The sequence below is a fragment of the Streptomyces sp. NPDC001709 genome (assembly GCF_053596375.1).
In genome coordinates, this window is sequence record NZ_JBSFGB010000002.1 from 129480 (window position 1) to 144016 (window position 14537).

Consider the following 14537-nt stretch of genomic DNA (forward strand, 5'->3'; position numbering starts at 1 on the left):
ATGACAGGCGCTGTGCATCTTCCCGGCCCCGCCCGCGCCGTCGGCCCATCCCCAGGCCGGTGGTCGGCTCCTGTCCGCAGTGGACGGTGCCGGAAGCCGTTTTCCAACGTTCCGAGAGGTTGTTCGTGTCGGCCAGCACATCCCGTACGCTCCCGCCGGAGATCGCCGAGTCCGTCTCTGTCATGGCGCTCATTGAGCGGGGAAAGGCTGAGGGGCAGATCGCCGGCGACGATGTGCGTCGGGCCTTCGAAGCTGACCAGATTCCGGCCACTCAGTGGAAGAACGTACTGCGCAGCCTCAACCAGATTCTTGAGGAAGAGGGTGTGACGCTGATGGTCAGTGCCGCAGAGCCCAAGCGCACCCGCAAGAGCGTCGCAGCGAAGAGTCCGGCGAAGCGCACCGCCACCAAGACGGTGGCGGCGAAGACGGTGACGACCACGAGGAAGGCCACCGCCACCACGGCCGCTCCCTCGGTACCCGCAGCTCCGGACGTCGCAGCCGATTCCGCCGAGGAAGCCGGTACGGCCAAGAAGGTCGCCGCCAAGAAGACGACCGCCAAGAAGGCGGCTGCCAAGAAGACCGTCGCGAAGAAGGCGGTCGCCAAGAAGACCACGGCCAAGAAGGACGACGTCGAGCTTCTCGAGGACGAGGTTCTCGAGGACACCAAGGTCGCCGACGAGCCCGAGGGCGCCGAGAACGCGGGCTTCGTCCTGTCCGACGAGGACGAGGACGACGCGCCCGCCCAGCAGGTCGCCGCGGCCGGCGCCACCGCCGACCCGGTCAAGGACTACCTGAAGCAGATCGGCAAGGTCCCCCTGCTCAACGCCGAGCAGGAGGTCGAGCTGGCCAAGCGCATCGAGGCGGGTCTGTTCGCCGAGGACAAGCTGGCCAACGCCGACAAGCTGGCGCCGAAGCTGAAGCGCGAGCTGGAGATCATCGCCGAGGACGGCCGCCGCGCCAAGAACCACCTCCTGGAGGCCAACCTCCGTCTGGTGGTCTCGCTGGCCAAGCGCTACACCGGCCGCGGCATGCTCTTCCTGGACCTCATCCAGGAGGGCAACCTCGGTCTGATCCGCGCGGTTGAGAAGTTCGACTACACCAAGGGCTACAAGTTCTCCACGTACGCCACCTGGTGGATCCGTCAGGCCATCACCCGCGCCATGGCCGACCAGGCCCGCACCATCCGTATCCCGGTGCACATGGTCGAGGTCATCAACAAGCTCGCGCGCGTGCAGCGCCAGATGCTCCAGGACCTGGGCCGCGAGCCCACCCCGGAGGAGCTGGCCAAGGAGCTCGACATGACCCCGGAGAAGGTCATCGAGGTCCAGAAGTACGGCCGCGAGCCCATCTCGCTGCACACCCCGCTGGGTGAGGACGGCGACAGCGAGTTCGGTGACCTCATCGAGGACTCCGAGGCCGTCGTCCCGGCCGACGCCGTCAGCTTCACGCTTCTGCAGGAGCAGTTGCACTCCGTCCTGGACACCCTGTCCGAGCGCGAGGCCGGCGTCGTCTCCATGCGTTTCGGTCTCACCGACGGTCAGCCGAAGACCCTCGACGAGATCGGCAAGGTGTACGGCGTGACGCGTGAGCGCATCCGCCAGATCGAGTCCAAGACCATGTCGAAGCTGCGCCACCCGTCGCGTTCCCAGGTGCTGCGCGACTACCTCGACTAGGTCGAGTTCGTACGACGGCGAAGGCCCGGTTCCCGCGCGGGAGCCGGGCCTTCGTGCTGCGCACTGCCGTGCGGTGGATCACTCTGGGTGTTCCGGTACAACCCGAGAGTGAGGATCCTGCATGCGTCGTTCCGTTGCCCGGTCACTGATCCGGCCGCTGGCCCTGGCGGCCACCATGACCGTCATACCCCTGGTGAACGCGGCCCCCGTGGCCGCCGACAGCGTAGTGGTCGGGGGCTTTCCGATAGACGTCTCGCAAGCCCCGTGGACGGTCGCGCTGTCCAGCCGTGACCGGTTCGGGGGTACGCGGGCGGGCCAGTTCTGCGGCGGGGTGGCGGTCGCACCGACGCAGGTGCTCACCGCGGCACACTGCCTGGCCGAGGACGTCCTGGGGGCGCCCGCCAATCGCCTCCCTGACCTCCGGGTCATCGCCGGCCGCACCGACCTGCTGTCGAGCGAGGGCCAGGAGATCGCCGTACGCGACGCCCGGATCAACCCTGGATACGACAGCGTGACCAACGCCGGCGACTTCGCCGTGCTCACCCTCGCCAAGCCGCTGCCGCAGAGCGCGGTCATAGCGATGGCGGGCGCGGGCGACCCCGCCTACGCGCCGGACACGCAGGCCCTGGTCTCCGGATGGGGGGACACGACCGGCGGGGGTGCCTACGCGCGCAGGCTGTACGCCGCACACGTGCGCGTGCTGTCCGACGACCTCTGCGCCCGCGCCTACCCGGGCGGTCCCGACGGCACCTACCGGGCGGGCAGCATGCTCTGCGCCGGAGAGGCCACCGGTGGCCCGGACAGTTGCCAAGGAGACAGTGGCGGCCCGCTGGTGGCGGCAGGGCGGCTGATCGGGCTCGTGTCATGGGGGAGCGGCTGTGGCAGGGCCGGCCGCCCGGGCGTGTACACGCGCGTCTCCGAAGTCGTACGAAGCCTGGGGGTGGCCTCGGGAGCCAGTAGCGGCCCCACAGGCGCTCCTGAAGCGTCCCCGCGGGCATGAGCACGGGCGGCCGCTCCTGAAGAGGAGCGGCCGCCCGTTCACCGGCCTGTGCCGGGGCTGGCTCGTCGTGTGTGCGAGATTCAGCGCTCTTCGTCGGAAGCGATGTTCGGAACGGACGTCAGCCGCTCCGTCTCGTCCTGTATCTCAGCGGCGATCTTCTTGAGTTCCGGCTCGAACTTGCGACCGTGGTGGGCGCAGAAGAGCAGTTCTCCGCCGCTCAGCAGGACGACGCGCAGGTATGCCTGGGCGCCGCAGCGGTCGCAGCGATCGGCGGCCGTCAGCGGGCTCGCGGGGGTCAGAACAGTAGTCACGTCGCCTCTTCTCTAGCTCGACGAGCTGTCGTACCAGGGTCAACATCCAACCAGCCCGAAAACGTTCCCGCTCGTGGCTTTTCCTCGAAAAAAATCTTCCGGGGCGGCTGTTTGCTGCCGGTTGGCGGCGAATGTGCCGTAGTGCGTCTCTTGTGTGCTTACGGTTTCGCGCAGTGTTGTGTCTCGGTCCTCCAGGCCGGGTTGCCTGTTGTTCATGAGGACGTGCCCGGAGCCTAAATGGTTCATGCCTCCAAGGGAACGTGATATGTACTTCACTCCATCGAGGGATCGAACATGTATGCGAGCCTGGACTAGTCTGAGTTCACGACGAGGGTGGCGTTACACCGGCTCTACCAGGCCTCGGTACCCTCTGAGCGGCGACCGAAGCCGTCCCCTTACCCAGTAGGGGGCCAACTGAAATTCAGCGAGGAGCGAACCGCGTGACCGCCGATACGTCCGTGCCGTCCACAGCGCTGCTGGCAGGAGCAGACCGCGACGGTTCCAACTACACCGCGCGGCACCTGCTCGTCCTCGAGGGCCTCGAGGCCGTGCGCAAGCGCCCGGGCATGTACATCGGTTCGACCGACAGCCGCGGTCTGATGCACTGCCTGTGGGAGATCATCGACAACTCCGTGGACGAGGCCCTCGCGGGCGTCTGCGACCGCATCGAGGTGATCCTCCACGACGACGGTTCCGTGGAGGTGCGCGACAACGGCCGCGGCATCCCCGTGGACGTCGAGCCCAGAACTGGCCTGTCCGGCGTCGAGGTCGTCATGACCAAGCTCCACGCGGGCGGCAAGTTCGGCGGCGGCTCGTACGCCGCCTCCGGCGGTCTGCACGGCGTGGGTGCCTCCGTGGTCAACGCCCTCTCCGCCCGTCTCGACGTCGAGGTGGACCGCGGCGGTCACACGCACGCCATCAGCTTCCGGCGCGGCGTGCCGGGGGCCTTCGCGGCCGGCGGTGCCGAGGCGAAGTTCGAGGCCAAGAGCGGCCTGCGCAAGACCAAGAAGATCCCCAAGACCCGCACCGGTACACGCGTGCGGTACTGGGCCGACCGCCAGATCTTCCTCAAGGACGCCAAGCTCTCCCTGGAGAACCTGCACCAGCGCGCCCGGCAGACCGCCTTCCTGGTGCCGGGCCTGACGATCGTCGTCCGCGACGAGTTCGGCCTCGGTGAGGGCGGCAGCAAGGGCGAGGAGTCCTTCCGCTTCGACGGCGGCATCAGCGAGTTCTGCGAGTACCTGGCGGGCGACAGGCCCGTCTGCGATGTCGTGCGCTTCTCGGGCAAGGGCACCTTCAAGGAGACGGTCCCGGTCCTGGACGAGCACGGGCAGATGACCCCCACCGAGGTCACCCGCGAACTGGGCGTCGACATCGCGATGCGCTGGGGCACGGGGTACGACACCACCATCCGGTCCTTCGTCAACATCATCGCCACCCCCAAGGGCGGCACCCATGTCTCGGGCTTCGAACAGTCCCTGACCGGGGTGTTCAACGATGTGCTGCGCGCCAAGAAGCTGCTGCGGGTCGCCGAGGACAACATCGTCAAGGACGACGCCCTCGAGGGCCTCACCGCCGTCGTGACCGTGCGTCTGGCCGAGCCGCAGTTCGAGGGCCAGACCAAGGAGGTCCTGGGCACCTCGGCGGCTCGCCGCATCGTGAACAACGTGGTCACCAAAGAACTGAAGGCGTTCCTGACCAGCACGAAGCGGGATGCCGCCGCCCAGGCCCGGGTCGTCATGGAGAAGGTGGTGGCCGCCGCCCGTACGCGCGTCGCGGCCCGCCAGCACAAGGACGCCCAGCGTCGCAAGACCGCCCTGGAGTCCTCGTCCCTGCCGGCGAAGCTCGCCGACTGCCGCAGCGACGACGTCGACCGCAGCGAACTGTTCATCGTCGAGGGCGACTCGGCGCTCGGCACGGCCAAGCTGGCGCGGAACTCCGAGTTCCAGGCACTGCTGCCGATCCGCGGCAAGATCCTCAACGTGCAGCGGTCGTCGGTGACCGACATGCTCAAGAACGCCGAGTGCGGCGCGATCATCCAGGTCATAGGGGCGGGCTCGGGCCGCACGTTCGACATCGACCAGGCCCGCTACGGCAAGATCATCATGATGACCGACGCCGATGTGGACGGCTCCCACATCCGCTGCCTGCTGCTCACGCTGTTCCAGCGCTACATGCGGCCGATGGTCGAGGCCGGCCGGGTCTTCGCCGCGGTGCCGCCGCTGCACCGCATCGAACTGGTCCAGCCGAAGAAGGGCCAGGACAAGTACGTCTACACGTACTCGGACCGCGAGTTGCGCGACAAGCTCATGGAGTTCCAGAGCAAGGGCATCCGGCACAAGGACTCCATCCAGCGCTACAAGGGTCTGGGTGAGATGGACGCCGACCAGCTGGCCGAGACCACGATGGACCCGCGTCACCGCACGCTGCGCAGGATCAACCTGTCCGACCTGGAGGCCGCCGAGCAGGTCTTCGACCTGCTCATGGGCAACGACGTGGCCCCGCGCAAGGAGTTCATCTCCAGCTCGGCGGCGACGCTGGACCGGTCGCGCATCGACGCGTAGCCGCTGCGCCGGGCTTCGGCCGACTGGGCTTGCCCGAGGAGGGCTGACCCGGTCGGCCGGGGCGGGCGACGGGGATCGCCGCCGACGGAGGGGGACGGTGGCTCGCCTCCGCGCGTCAAGTGGTCCTTCTCGGGGCAGCAGGGCGCCTCCGCCTTCGGCTGGATGGGCCTACGGCGTCGGCCGGTTGGGCATGCGCGGTCGGGTGGTTTTCCCTCACCGGTCGGGGTGCGGCGGCCGGTGGGTCGTGGCCTGGACACGGCAGACCACGTCTTCGACCGCGACGACCGGCCGCTGGTCGCCGGCCCCGCACCTGCGACGCCGGCTTCACAAGGCTTGGTCCGGCACGGGTACGGTCGCGGCTCGCGGGTGTTCGCGGGTGCTTGCGTCAGGTCCCCCCATTCCAGGCCGCGCCGTCGTGAGCTGTGGGTGGCCCCGGCGTTTCCGACGGATACGCATAGAAGGTGGTCCCGGACTCCGCGCCTACCCCGCCGTCGGCACTGTCGGCCCGGACTCCGCGCCGCTTGCGGTCGGCCGGACCCTACCCCGACCGACCTCCGCCTCCGCCTCCGCCCCGGCTCGGTATGCGCACCCACGGGGTCTACACCCGTGGGTGGAGACGGGCCACTGCAGGTTTCCACCCGTGATCCACCCCGGCTCCGATCTCCCGACCTGCGCTTTTCCGTAGCTTCGTAGGTGTCGGCGGCACCCGCTCCCGGCACCACCTTCTCGCTCACGGAGGCTCTGATGTCCGGGCTTGTCAACGCGCTGGTGATCGTGGCCGTCGCCGCCGTAGTGATCGCGCGGCAGTTCCGCGCCCGCGCGATCAACACCGACCGGCGCTGGTGGCTGCTGCCCGTGATCCTCGCTGTCGTCGCGCTGCGCGAGCCGGGCATCCTCGATGCTCACCACCGTGCGGGATCCGCCGTACTGCTCGCCGTGGAGATGGTGCTCGGAGTGGTCACCGGCGCCGGCTGGGCCTGGACGACCCGCATCTGGACGGAGTCGGACGGCGTCGTGTGGACCAAGAGCACCAAGGCGAGCGTTGCGGTATGGATCGTGGGCATAGCCCTGCGCATCGGGGTCTACGCCGTCGGCGCCGCGCTCGGCCTGCACCAGGACAGCTCCGCGCTGATGATCGGCCTCGCCGCCACCCTGCTGGTCCGCAGCGGGATCCTGGTCTGGCGGGCCCAGTCCTCCGCCACCGCGACCGGTCCTGCCCCGGCGTACGGTGACGACATGTGGTCGGCCCGGAAGGAGCGCGTGTGACGGAGAACGTCTGGATCCGCTGGCCGTCCCGAGAGGCACTCGGCCGTACGGGAATCTCTCGTCCCCGGCGCATGCTCGCCTGGGCCGTGCGGGTGCTCGTGCTGGCACTGCTCCTGTGGAGCGCGTTCAGCAAGCGGCACGTCGGCATCGGCGGGGCCCTCGCGGCAGCCGCCGGCGTCCTCCTCGCCGCTCTTGTCTCCTGGGCCTTCTTCAAGACCACCTATCAGCATCGGCTGGTGCCCTCCCTCGCGCTCATGGCCGTTCTCCTGGCCCTCGCGGTCGCCGCCGAGGCCACGGGGTTCAGAGGACCGGCCCTGCTGCTCTGGTGCGGATGCGGAATCAGCGCCCTGGAGCGGCTTCCGCTCGCCGCGGCCGTGCCCGTGGCGTGTGTGGCGCTGGCCGCGTACTCCGCGTTCAACAACGACGTCTGGCTGACCACGGCCGCCACGGTGGTGGGCATGGCCCTCGCTGGATACGTCCTGCGGCTGGACGCGGAGGCCCGTGGCCACGCGCAGCGGCTCCTCGCCCAGGAGCGCGCCGCCCGGGCCGCCGAGGCCGAGTCCGCGGCACTGGCCGAGCGAGCGCGCATCGCACGGGAGATCCACGACGTGCTGGCCCACAGCCTGTCGGCACAGCTGGTGCACCTGGAGGCGGCCCGGCTGCTGATCGAGAACGGCGCGGACCGCGAACGCATCCTGGAGCGTGTGGTGGCCGCCCGGGGCATGGCGCGCGACGGACTCGCCGAGACCCGGCAGGCCCTGTCCGCGCTGCGCGGCGAGCTGACTCCGCTGGAGGACTTCCTGAGCGAACTCGTCAGCGCGGCCGAGGGCGCCGAGGTCACCGTGACGGGTGAGCGCAGGCCCCTGCCGGCCGAGGCTTCCCAGACCGTGCGCAGAGTCGCCCAGGAGGCGCTGACGAACGTCCGCAAGCACGCCCACGGCGCCAAGGTGCACCTGCGACTCGACTACAGCGAGCACGAAGTGAGGCTGGACGTACGGGACTCGGGCGGCCGGCCGGGCGAACTCACGGGGTCCGGAGCCGGGTACGGTCTGCTGGGTATGCGCGAGCGGGCTGAGCTGCTGGGCGGCTCACTGGACGCGCGGCCGGACGAGGAGGGGTTCGTGGTGACGCTGAAGGTGCCCGTATGACGGAGGCGGAGGGGGAGAAGAAGCCCGCACGGGTGGTGGTCGCCGACGACCAGACCGTGGTCCGGGAGGGCATCGTGATGCTGCTCGGGCTACTGCCCGGAGTGGAGGTCGTGGGCGCCGCGGGAGACGGTGAGGAAGCGGTGCGACTGGTGGGGGAACTGGCCCCGGACGTCGTCCTGATGGATCTCAGGATGCCCCGCTGCGACGGCGTGGAGGCCACCCGGCGGATCCGGGCGGAGTATCCGGGGACCCAGGTCGTGGTGCTCACCACGTACGCGGACGACGAGTCGTTGTTCCCCGCGCTGCGCGCCGGCGCCCGGGGCTACCTGACCAAGGACGCGGGCGGGGACGAGATCGTTCGTGCCGTGGAGAGTGTGCTGTCGGGGGACGCGGGCCTGTCGCCAAGTGTCCAGCGCAGGTTGCTGGAGCGGCTGTCGCAGCCCGAGGCCGGCCCGCCGACGACCACCGAGGCGCCGCCCGACGGACTGACCGCGCGGGAGACCGAGGTCCTGCTGCTGATCGCCGAAGGACTCAGCAATCAGGAGATCGCCCGCAAGCTGCATGTGTCGACCGCGACCGTGAAGACACACATCAACAACCTCTTCGCCAAGACAGGCCTCAAGGACCGGGCGCAGGCGGTGCGTTACGCCTACAGCAAGGGGCTGGTGCGGCCGCCTACGCAGTGAATCACCTGATGGGGTGAAGAGCCGGGGGAAGAAGAGTCGGGGATCTTCCCGATCTGTCCATCCTTGGGCATGAAGTCAAGTAATGGTCGTTCCCGGGGAGCCGGGGACGATCCCGAGAGTTCGGCCCAGAACCAGCAAGACCACAGCGCGCCCATCCGCGACGTGACGTACGAGGACCCCTGGTACGACGCACTGGCCTCCGGCTGGGGCGAGGCGACCGGCGCCGGTGTGCCGGTGCCAGCGGTGCCGTCCGCTCGCGCGGAGCGGAGCGGAACGGCGGCGCGGGCCCGCGATGTGTACGTCCAGGTGCAGCGCAGCGTGGCCTTCCAGGAGGTGCGCACCAGGTACCGGCGGTTCGTCGTGCCGGGAGTCGCCGCCTTCCTCGCCTGGTACGTGGGCTATGTCGTCACCGCCACGGCGGCGCCCGGACTGATGGCCCGGCCCGTGGCGGGAGCGGTGAACGTGGCCATGCTGGCCGGGCTCGGGCAGTTCCTCACCACGTTCCTGCTCACCTGGGCCTATGCCCGGCATGCGCGGCTGCGCCGGGACCGGGCGGCGCTGGAACTGCGCTGGGACACCCAGGAACTGACCCGCGAAGTGCGTGGAGACGACTCGTGACGGGCGGCCATCAGACCCTGGCGCTGCTGCTGTTCAGCGGTTTTGTGGCCGTCACCCTCGGGATCACGACGTGGGTGAGCCGTCACCGGCACGGTTCGGCCGAGGAGTTCTACGCGGGAGGTCGGCTGTTCTCTCCGATGGAGAATGGTTTTGCCATCGCGGGTGACTACATGTCGGCCGCCTCCTTCCTCGGGGTCACCGGGCTCATCGCGCTGTACGGGTACGACGGGATGCTCTATGTCGTCGGCTTCCTCGTGGCCTGGCTGGTCGTGCTGTTCCTGGTGGCCGAACTGGTGCGCAACTGCGGGCGGTTCACGCTGGCCGACGTGGTGGCCGCGCGGATGATCGAGCGGCCGGTGCGGATCGCCGCGGGAACTTCCTCGGTCACGGTGTCCGTTCTCTATCTGGTGGCGCAGATGGTCGGTGCGGGCAGTCTGGTGGCGCTGCTGCTGGGGCGGACGAGCGGGGCCACGCAGGCTTGGGCGGTCATCGGGGTCGGCGCGCTCATGGTGATCTATGTGTCGTTGGGAGGGATGCGGGCCACCACCTGGATCCAGATCGTCAAGGCGGTGCTGCTGCTGAGCGGCACGATCGCGCTGACCGTGCTCGTCCTGCTGCGCTTCCACGGAGACCTCGACCGGCTGCTGATCACTGCCGCGGACCGCAGCGGCCACGGAAGGGCGTTCCTGGCGCCGGGTCTGAAGTACGGCGGCACGTGGACGGCCCGGCTGGACTTCATCAGTCTGGGGCTCGCCCTGGTGCTGGGCACGGCGGGGCTGCCGCACATCCTGTCCCGCTTCTACACCGTGCCCACCGCGCGGGCCGCCCGCCGGTCCGCGGTGTGGTCCATCGGGCTGATCGGCGGCTTCTATCTGATGACGCTCGTCCTCGGCTTCGGGGCGGCCGCGCTGGTGGGGCCCGATGCGGTGCGTGGTTCGAACGCGGCCGGGAACACGGCGGTGCCGCTGCTCGCCCTCGACCTGGGCGGCGGCGCGGGCTCCACCGGCGGCACGGTCCTGTTCGCGGTCGTCGCCGCCGTCGCCTTCGCCACGATCCTCGCCGTGGTCGCCGGGATCACGCTCGCCTCGTCGGCGTCGGTGGCCCACGACCTGTACGCGTCGCTGCGGCGGCCGGGCGGCAAGGCGCGCAGCGAGGTGGTGGTGGCGCGGTGGGCGGCGGTCGGCATCGGTGTCGTGGCGATCGCGCTCGGTCTGCTCGCCCGCGACCTCAATGTCGCCTTCCTGGTCGGCCTCGCCTTCGCCGTCGCCGCGTCGGCGAACCTTCCGGTGCTGCTGTACTCGCTGTTCTGGCGCGATTTCACCACCCGCGGTGCGGTGTGGGCCGTGTACGGCGGGCTGATCCCGGCGCTCGGGCTGGTCCTGCTCTCCCCGGTGGTGTCCGGCAGCCCGGCCTCGCTCTTCCCGGCCGTCGATTTCCAGTACTTCCCGCTGCAGAACCCGGGCATCGTGTCCATCCCGCTCGGCTTCCTCGCCGGCTGGCTCGGCACGGTCACGTCCGACGAGGTTGCGGACGAGGCCAAGTACGCCGAGACGGAGGTGCGGTCACTGACCGGCGCCGGGGCGGTGTAGCGCCCCGCACGGCCCGCTACGGCGCCACCCAGGCGTACTGGTGCTCCGGTCGGCCGGTGTCGCCGTACTTCAGGGAGAGCCGGAGGCGGCCCACCTGTTCCAGATGGCGGAGATAGCGCTGAGCGGTGGAGCGGCTCAGGCCGGTCCTGGCGGCCACCTCGTGGGCCGACAACGGCTGGCCGGCACGGTGCAGGACGCCGCAGATCAGATCGGTCGTGGGCTCCGAGTGGCCGCTCGGCAGGCCGGGCGCGGACGGGGCGGCAGGCGTCCGCAGCGCACCGAAGATGCGGTCCACCTGCTCCTGTCCCGTCACGCCGCGGCCCCCGACCCGGTCCACCGTGCGACGCAGGGCGGCGTAGGAGTCGAGGCGGGTGCGCAGGGCGGCGAAGGTGAAGGGTTTGACCAGATAGTGCAGGGCGCCCAGGCGCATCGCCTGCTGGACGGTCGTCACATCGCTGGCCGCGGTGATCATGATGACGTCGGTGCCGTGGCCCTGCTCCCGCATCCGGTGGACGAGGTCGAGACCGGTCTGGTCCGGCAGATAGTGGTCGAGCAGGACCAGGTCGATGGGGCCGCGTTCGACGGCGGCCAGGGCCTGGGCGGCGCTGTGCGCGCGGGCGCTCACCCGGAAGCCGGGAACCTTTCCCACGTACTTGGCGTTTATCTCAGCGACGCGGAAGTCGTCGTCCACGACCAGGACGTCAATCATCGGGCCTCTCCTTCAAGGCCGACGGGCGTTAAGCCCGTGTTTCGGCTCCGCAGTTGTAGCGCGAGCAAAAAGAGCACAACAGGCTCTTGCGAGCAAAAGAACGGCTTGTGCCCACAAGACTCCTGCTGTGGCCGGGGCCACACCTACCGTCCCGGGCCATGAGCGCACACACCAGCCCCGCCATCGAGTTGCGGGGCGCGAGCAAGACCTTCAGAACCCCGTCCGGGGGACTGCACACGGCCGTGCGCGGTCTGGACCTCGGCGTCGAGCGCGGCGAGTTCGTGGCCGTCGTAGGCCCGACGGGCTGTGGCAAGTCCACCACGCTGACGCTGGTCAGCGGCCTGGAGGAGCCCACCGAGGGCGAGGTGCTGGTGGCCGGCGAGCCGGTCGAGGGCGTCGGCGACAAGGTCGGCTTCGTCTTCCAGCAGGACGCCACGTTCCCCTGGCGCACGGTCCTGTCCAACGTCATGGCCGGCCCGCGTTTTCGCGGCGTACCGAAGGCCGAGGCCAGGGAGAAGGCACGGGAGTGGTTGGCCCGGGTCGGACTGGCCGCCTTCGAGGACCGTTATCCGCACCAGCTCTCCGGCGGACAGCGCAAGCGGGTCGCCCTTGCCGCCACGTTCGTCAACGACCCCGAGATCCTGCTGATGGACGAGCCGTTCTCGGCGCTGGACGTACAGACCCGGGCGCTGATGTCGGACGAGCTGCTGGAGCTGTGGGAGGGCACGGGCGCCTCGGTCGTCTTCGTCACCCACGACCTGGAGGAGTCCATCGCGCTCGCCGACAAGGTCGTCGTGATGACCGCCGGACCCGCGACCGTGAAGCAGGTCTTCGAGATCGACCTGCCGCGGCCGCGCAAGGTCGAGTCGGTGCGCCTGGAGCCGCGGTTCATCGAGATCTACCGCGAGATCTGGGAGTCCCTCGGCGAAGAGGTCCGCATCACCCGCGAAAGAGGTGCCGCCCATGTCGCCTGACGTCATGCCCGAGGCCCAGGTCGCACCGACCATGACCGAGCCCGCCAACAAGACGAACCGCGCGCAGACCCGCGCCCAGGCCGCCCGCCGTCGCAAGGCCTTCGTCATCGCCGCGCGCGTGTTGCTGCTGGTGGCCGTCCTCGGGCTGTGGGAGGGACTGTCCCGGGCGAAGATCATCGACCCCTTCAACTTCTCGATGCCGTCGAAGATCTGGGACCAGATCTGGACCTGGGTGATGCACGGAACCGCGCTCGGCTCGCTGGGCGAACAGATCTGGTACACGCTGTACGAGGCACTGCTCGGCTGGGTCATCGGCGTCGTCGCCGGTGTGCTCCTGGGTATCGCCCTCGGGCGGGTCAGATTGCTCGCCGAGGTCCTTGGTCCATACATCAAGGTGCTCAACTCGATCCCCAGGATCGTACTTGCGCCGATCTTCCTCATCTGGTTCGGGCTCGGGCCGTCCTCCAAGGTCGCCTCCGCCGTCGTGCTGGTCTTCTTCCCCGTGTTCTTCAACGCCTTCCAGGGCGCCCGGGAGGTGGACCGCAACCTGGTGGCCAACGCCCGCATCCTGGGCGCCAGCGATCGCCGGGTGACGCTCCAGGTGGTCATCCCGTCGGCCACCTCGTGGATCTTCACCAGCCTCCACGTCAGCTTCGGCTTCGCCCTCATCGGCGCCATCGTCGGCGAGTACATCGGCGCGACCAAGGGCATCGGCCTGCTCGTCGCGCAGTCGCAGAACACTTTCAACGCGGCCGGCGTCTACGCCGCGATGGTCATCCTCGCGGTCGTCGCCCTCGCCGCCGAGGGGCTGCTGACCTTCGCCGAGCGCCGCATCTTCCGCTGGAAGCCCGCCGGCCCCGACAGCTGACCGGCTCTCTCCCCCTCGGACCAGCCCCCCACGCCTCTCCCCGCACCGCCCTCTCACAAGGACGTGAACCGCATGCGCAACACCGCCAGATACGCCTCCCTGGCCGCCGCCGGCCTGCTCGCGCTCTCCTCGCTCACCGCCTGCGCCAACGACGCGGCCGGCTCCACCGCCGACGCCGGAAGCGGCGGCGGGGGCGGCAAGGGCGAGAGCGTCAAGATCATGGTCGGTGGTCTGGACAAGGTCATCTACCTGCCCGCGATGCTCACCCAGCGCCTCGGCTACTTCCAGGCGGAGGGCTTGAATGTCCAACTCCTCAGTGAGCCCGCCGGTGTCCAGGCCGAGACCGCGCTCGTCTCCGGCCAGGTGCAGGGCGCGGTCGGCTTCTACGACCACACCCTCGACCTCCAGGTGAAGGACAAGTCGGTGGAGTCCGTCGTGCAGTTCTCGCACGCGCCCGGCGAGGTCGAGGTGGTCTCCGAAAGGGCCGCCGGCGACCTCACTTCGCCCAAGGACTTCAAGGGCCGCAAGCTGGGGGTGACCGGGCTCGGTTCGTCCACCGACTTCCTCACCAAGTACCTCGCGGTCAAGAACGGCGTGAAGATCAGCGAGTTCACGCCCGTCGCCGTAGGGGCCGGACCGACGTTCGTCGCGGCCCTGCAGAAGGGGGCGATCGACGGCGGTATGACCACCGACCCGACCGTCGCGACGATCCTGGACAAGAAGGCGGGCAAGGTCCTCATCGACATGCGCACCCCCGAGGGCTCGCAGAAGGCGCTGGGCGGGCCGTACCCGTCGTCAAGTCTGTACATGCAGACGGACTGGGTGAACGGACACAAGGACACCGTCCAGAAGTTGGTCAACGCATTCGTCAAGACGCTCAAGTGGATGTCCACCCACAGCGCCGACGAGATCGCCGCCAAGATGCCCGCCGACTACTCCCAGGGCAACAAGACGCTCTACGCGCAGGCCATCAAGAGCACCCTGCCCATGTTCACCGACGACGGCGTGATGCCCCAAGGCGGCCCGGAGACGGTGGAGAAGGTCCTCAAGTCGTTCAACCCCCTCATCAAGAACGCCAAGGTCGACTTGAGCAAGACGTACACCACCGAGTTCGTCAAGGCCGCCAAGTAG

Annotated in this window: 13 protein-coding genes; 11 read left to right on the plus strand and 2 right to left on the minus strand. The window is 69.3% G+C overall.

Translation table 11 applies throughout. The features are described 5' to 3' along the window. Positions 1-125 precede the first annotated feature (125 nt). Entirely contained in the window at positions 126-1673 is a 1548-nt protein-coding gene (locus ACWC0C_RS03470) for an RNA polymerase sigma factor (protein ID WP_450861259.1), read from the plus strand. 121 nt (positions 1674-1794) lie between these two features. Then, complete coding sequence (locus ACWC0C_RS03475; RefSeq protein ID WP_450861260.1) at positions 1795-2673, plus strand: serine protease; 879 nt, start codon at positions 1795-1797, stop codon at positions 2671-2673. An 80-nt stretch (positions 2674-2753) separates the two neighbouring features. On the opposite strand, the gene ACWC0C_RS03480 is transcribed toward ACWC0C_RS03475, so the two are convergent. Continuing rightward, a complete protein-coding gene (locus tag ACWC0C_RS03480; RefSeq protein ID WP_449200429.1) occupies positions 2754-2984 on the minus strand; it encodes a DUF7455 domain-containing protein in 231 nt (76 codons plus the stop codon). 440 nt (positions 2985-3424) lie between these two features. On the opposite strand from ACWC0C_RS03480, the gene ACWC0C_RS03485 reads away from it, so the two are divergent. From ACWC0C_RS03485 to ACWC0C_RS03510, 6 genes are all read left to right on the plus strand, one after another. Continuing rightward, entirely contained in the window at positions 3425-5548 is a 2124-nt protein-coding gene (locus tag ACWC0C_RS03485) for a DNA gyrase/topoisomerase IV subunit B (protein ID WP_450861262.1), read from the plus strand. A 744-nt stretch (positions 5549-6292) separates the two neighbouring features. Next, positions 6293-6814 carry a DUF1453 domain-containing protein gene (locus ACWC0C_RS03490; protein WP_450861264.1) on the plus strand — a complete coding sequence of 174 codons (522 nt, stop codon included), beginning with the start codon at positions 6293-6295 and terminating at the stop codon, positions 6812-6814. Then, positions 6811-7962, plus strand: coding sequence for a sensor histidine kinase (locus ACWC0C_RS03495; protein WP_449200432.1), 1152 nt, complete (start codon positions 6811-6813; stop codon positions 7960-7962). Before ACWC0C_RS03490 ends, ACWC0C_RS03495 begins: the two co-directional genes overlap by 4 nt. Continuing rightward, positions 7959-8648 carry a response regulator transcription factor gene (locus ACWC0C_RS03500; protein WP_450861266.1) on the plus strand — a complete coding sequence of 230 codons (690 nt, stop codon included), beginning with the start codon at positions 7959-7961 and terminating at the stop codon, positions 8646-8648. The genes ACWC0C_RS03495 and ACWC0C_RS03500 overlap by 4 nt, the downstream gene beginning before the upstream one ends. 162 nt (positions 8649-8810) lie before the next feature. After that, positions 8811-9266 carry a DUF485 domain-containing protein gene (locus tag ACWC0C_RS03505; protein ID WP_450861268.1) on the plus strand — a complete coding sequence of 152 codons (456 nt, stop codon included), beginning with the start codon at positions 8811-8813 and terminating at the stop codon, positions 9264-9266. Beyond that, a complete protein-coding gene (locus ACWC0C_RS03510) occupies positions 9263-10855 on the plus strand; it encodes a solute symporter family protein (RefSeq protein WP_450861270.1) in 1593 nt (530 codons plus the stop codon). The genes ACWC0C_RS03505 and ACWC0C_RS03510 overlap by 4 nt, the downstream gene beginning before the upstream one ends. Before the next feature lie 16 nt (positions 10856-10871). Here the strand turns inward: ACWC0C_RS03510 and ACWC0C_RS03515 are convergent, their stop codons facing one another. Continuing rightward, complete coding sequence (locus ACWC0C_RS03515) at positions 10872-11564, minus strand: response regulator (protein ID WP_450861272.1); 693 nt, start codon at positions 11562-11564, stop codon at positions 10872-10874. Between the two features lie 158 nt (positions 11565-11722). On the opposite strand from ACWC0C_RS03515, the gene ACWC0C_RS03520 reads away from it, so the two are divergent. From ACWC0C_RS03520 to ACWC0C_RS03530, 3 genes are all read left to right on the plus strand, one after another. Then, the gene (locus ACWC0C_RS03520) at positions 11723-12538 is read left to right on the plus strand and encodes an ABC transporter ATP-binding protein (RefSeq protein WP_450861273.1); all 816 of its coding nucleotides are present in this window, start codon (positions 11723-11725) and stop codon (positions 12536-12538) included. Next, positions 12528-13406, plus strand: a complete 879-nt coding sequence (locus ACWC0C_RS03525; protein WP_450861274.1) for an ABC transporter permease — start codon at positions 12528-12530, stop codon at positions 13404-13406. Before ACWC0C_RS03520 ends, ACWC0C_RS03525 begins: the two co-directional genes overlap by 11 nt. A 72-nt stretch (positions 13407-13478) precedes the next feature. Next, a complete protein-coding gene (locus ACWC0C_RS03530) occupies positions 13479-14537 on the plus strand; it encodes an ABC transporter substrate-binding protein (RefSeq protein ID WP_450861276.1) in 1059 nt (352 codons plus the stop codon).

Coding starts and splice junctions, on each gene's coding strand:
- ACWC0C_RS03475 (WP_450861260.1), top strand. CDS start 1,795: ATGCGTCGTTCCGTTGCCCGGTCACTGATCCGGCCGCTGGCCCTGGCG.
- ACWC0C_RS03490 (WP_450861264.1), top strand. CDS start 6,293: ATGTCCGGGCTTGTCAACGCGCTGGTGATCGTGGCCGTCGCCGCCGTA.
- ACWC0C_RS03500 (WP_450861266.1), top strand. CDS start 7,959: ATGACGGAGGCGGAGGGGGAGAAGAAGCCCGCACGGGTGGTGGTCGCC.
- ACWC0C_RS03515 (WP_450861272.1), bottom strand. CDS start 11,564: ATGATTGACGTCCTGGTCGTGGACGACGACTTCCGCGTCGCTGAGATA.
- ACWC0C_RS03520 (WP_450861273.1), top strand. CDS start 11,723: ATGAGCGCACACACCAGCCCCGCCATCGAGTTGCGGGGCGCGAGCAAG.
- ACWC0C_RS03525 (WP_450861274.1), top strand. CDS start 12,528: ATGTCGCCTGACGTCATGCCCGAGGCCCAGGTCGCACCGACCATGACC.
- ACWC0C_RS03530 (WP_450861276.1), top strand. CDS start 13,479: ATGCGCAACACCGCCAGATACGCCTCCCTGGCCGCCGCCGGCCTGCTC.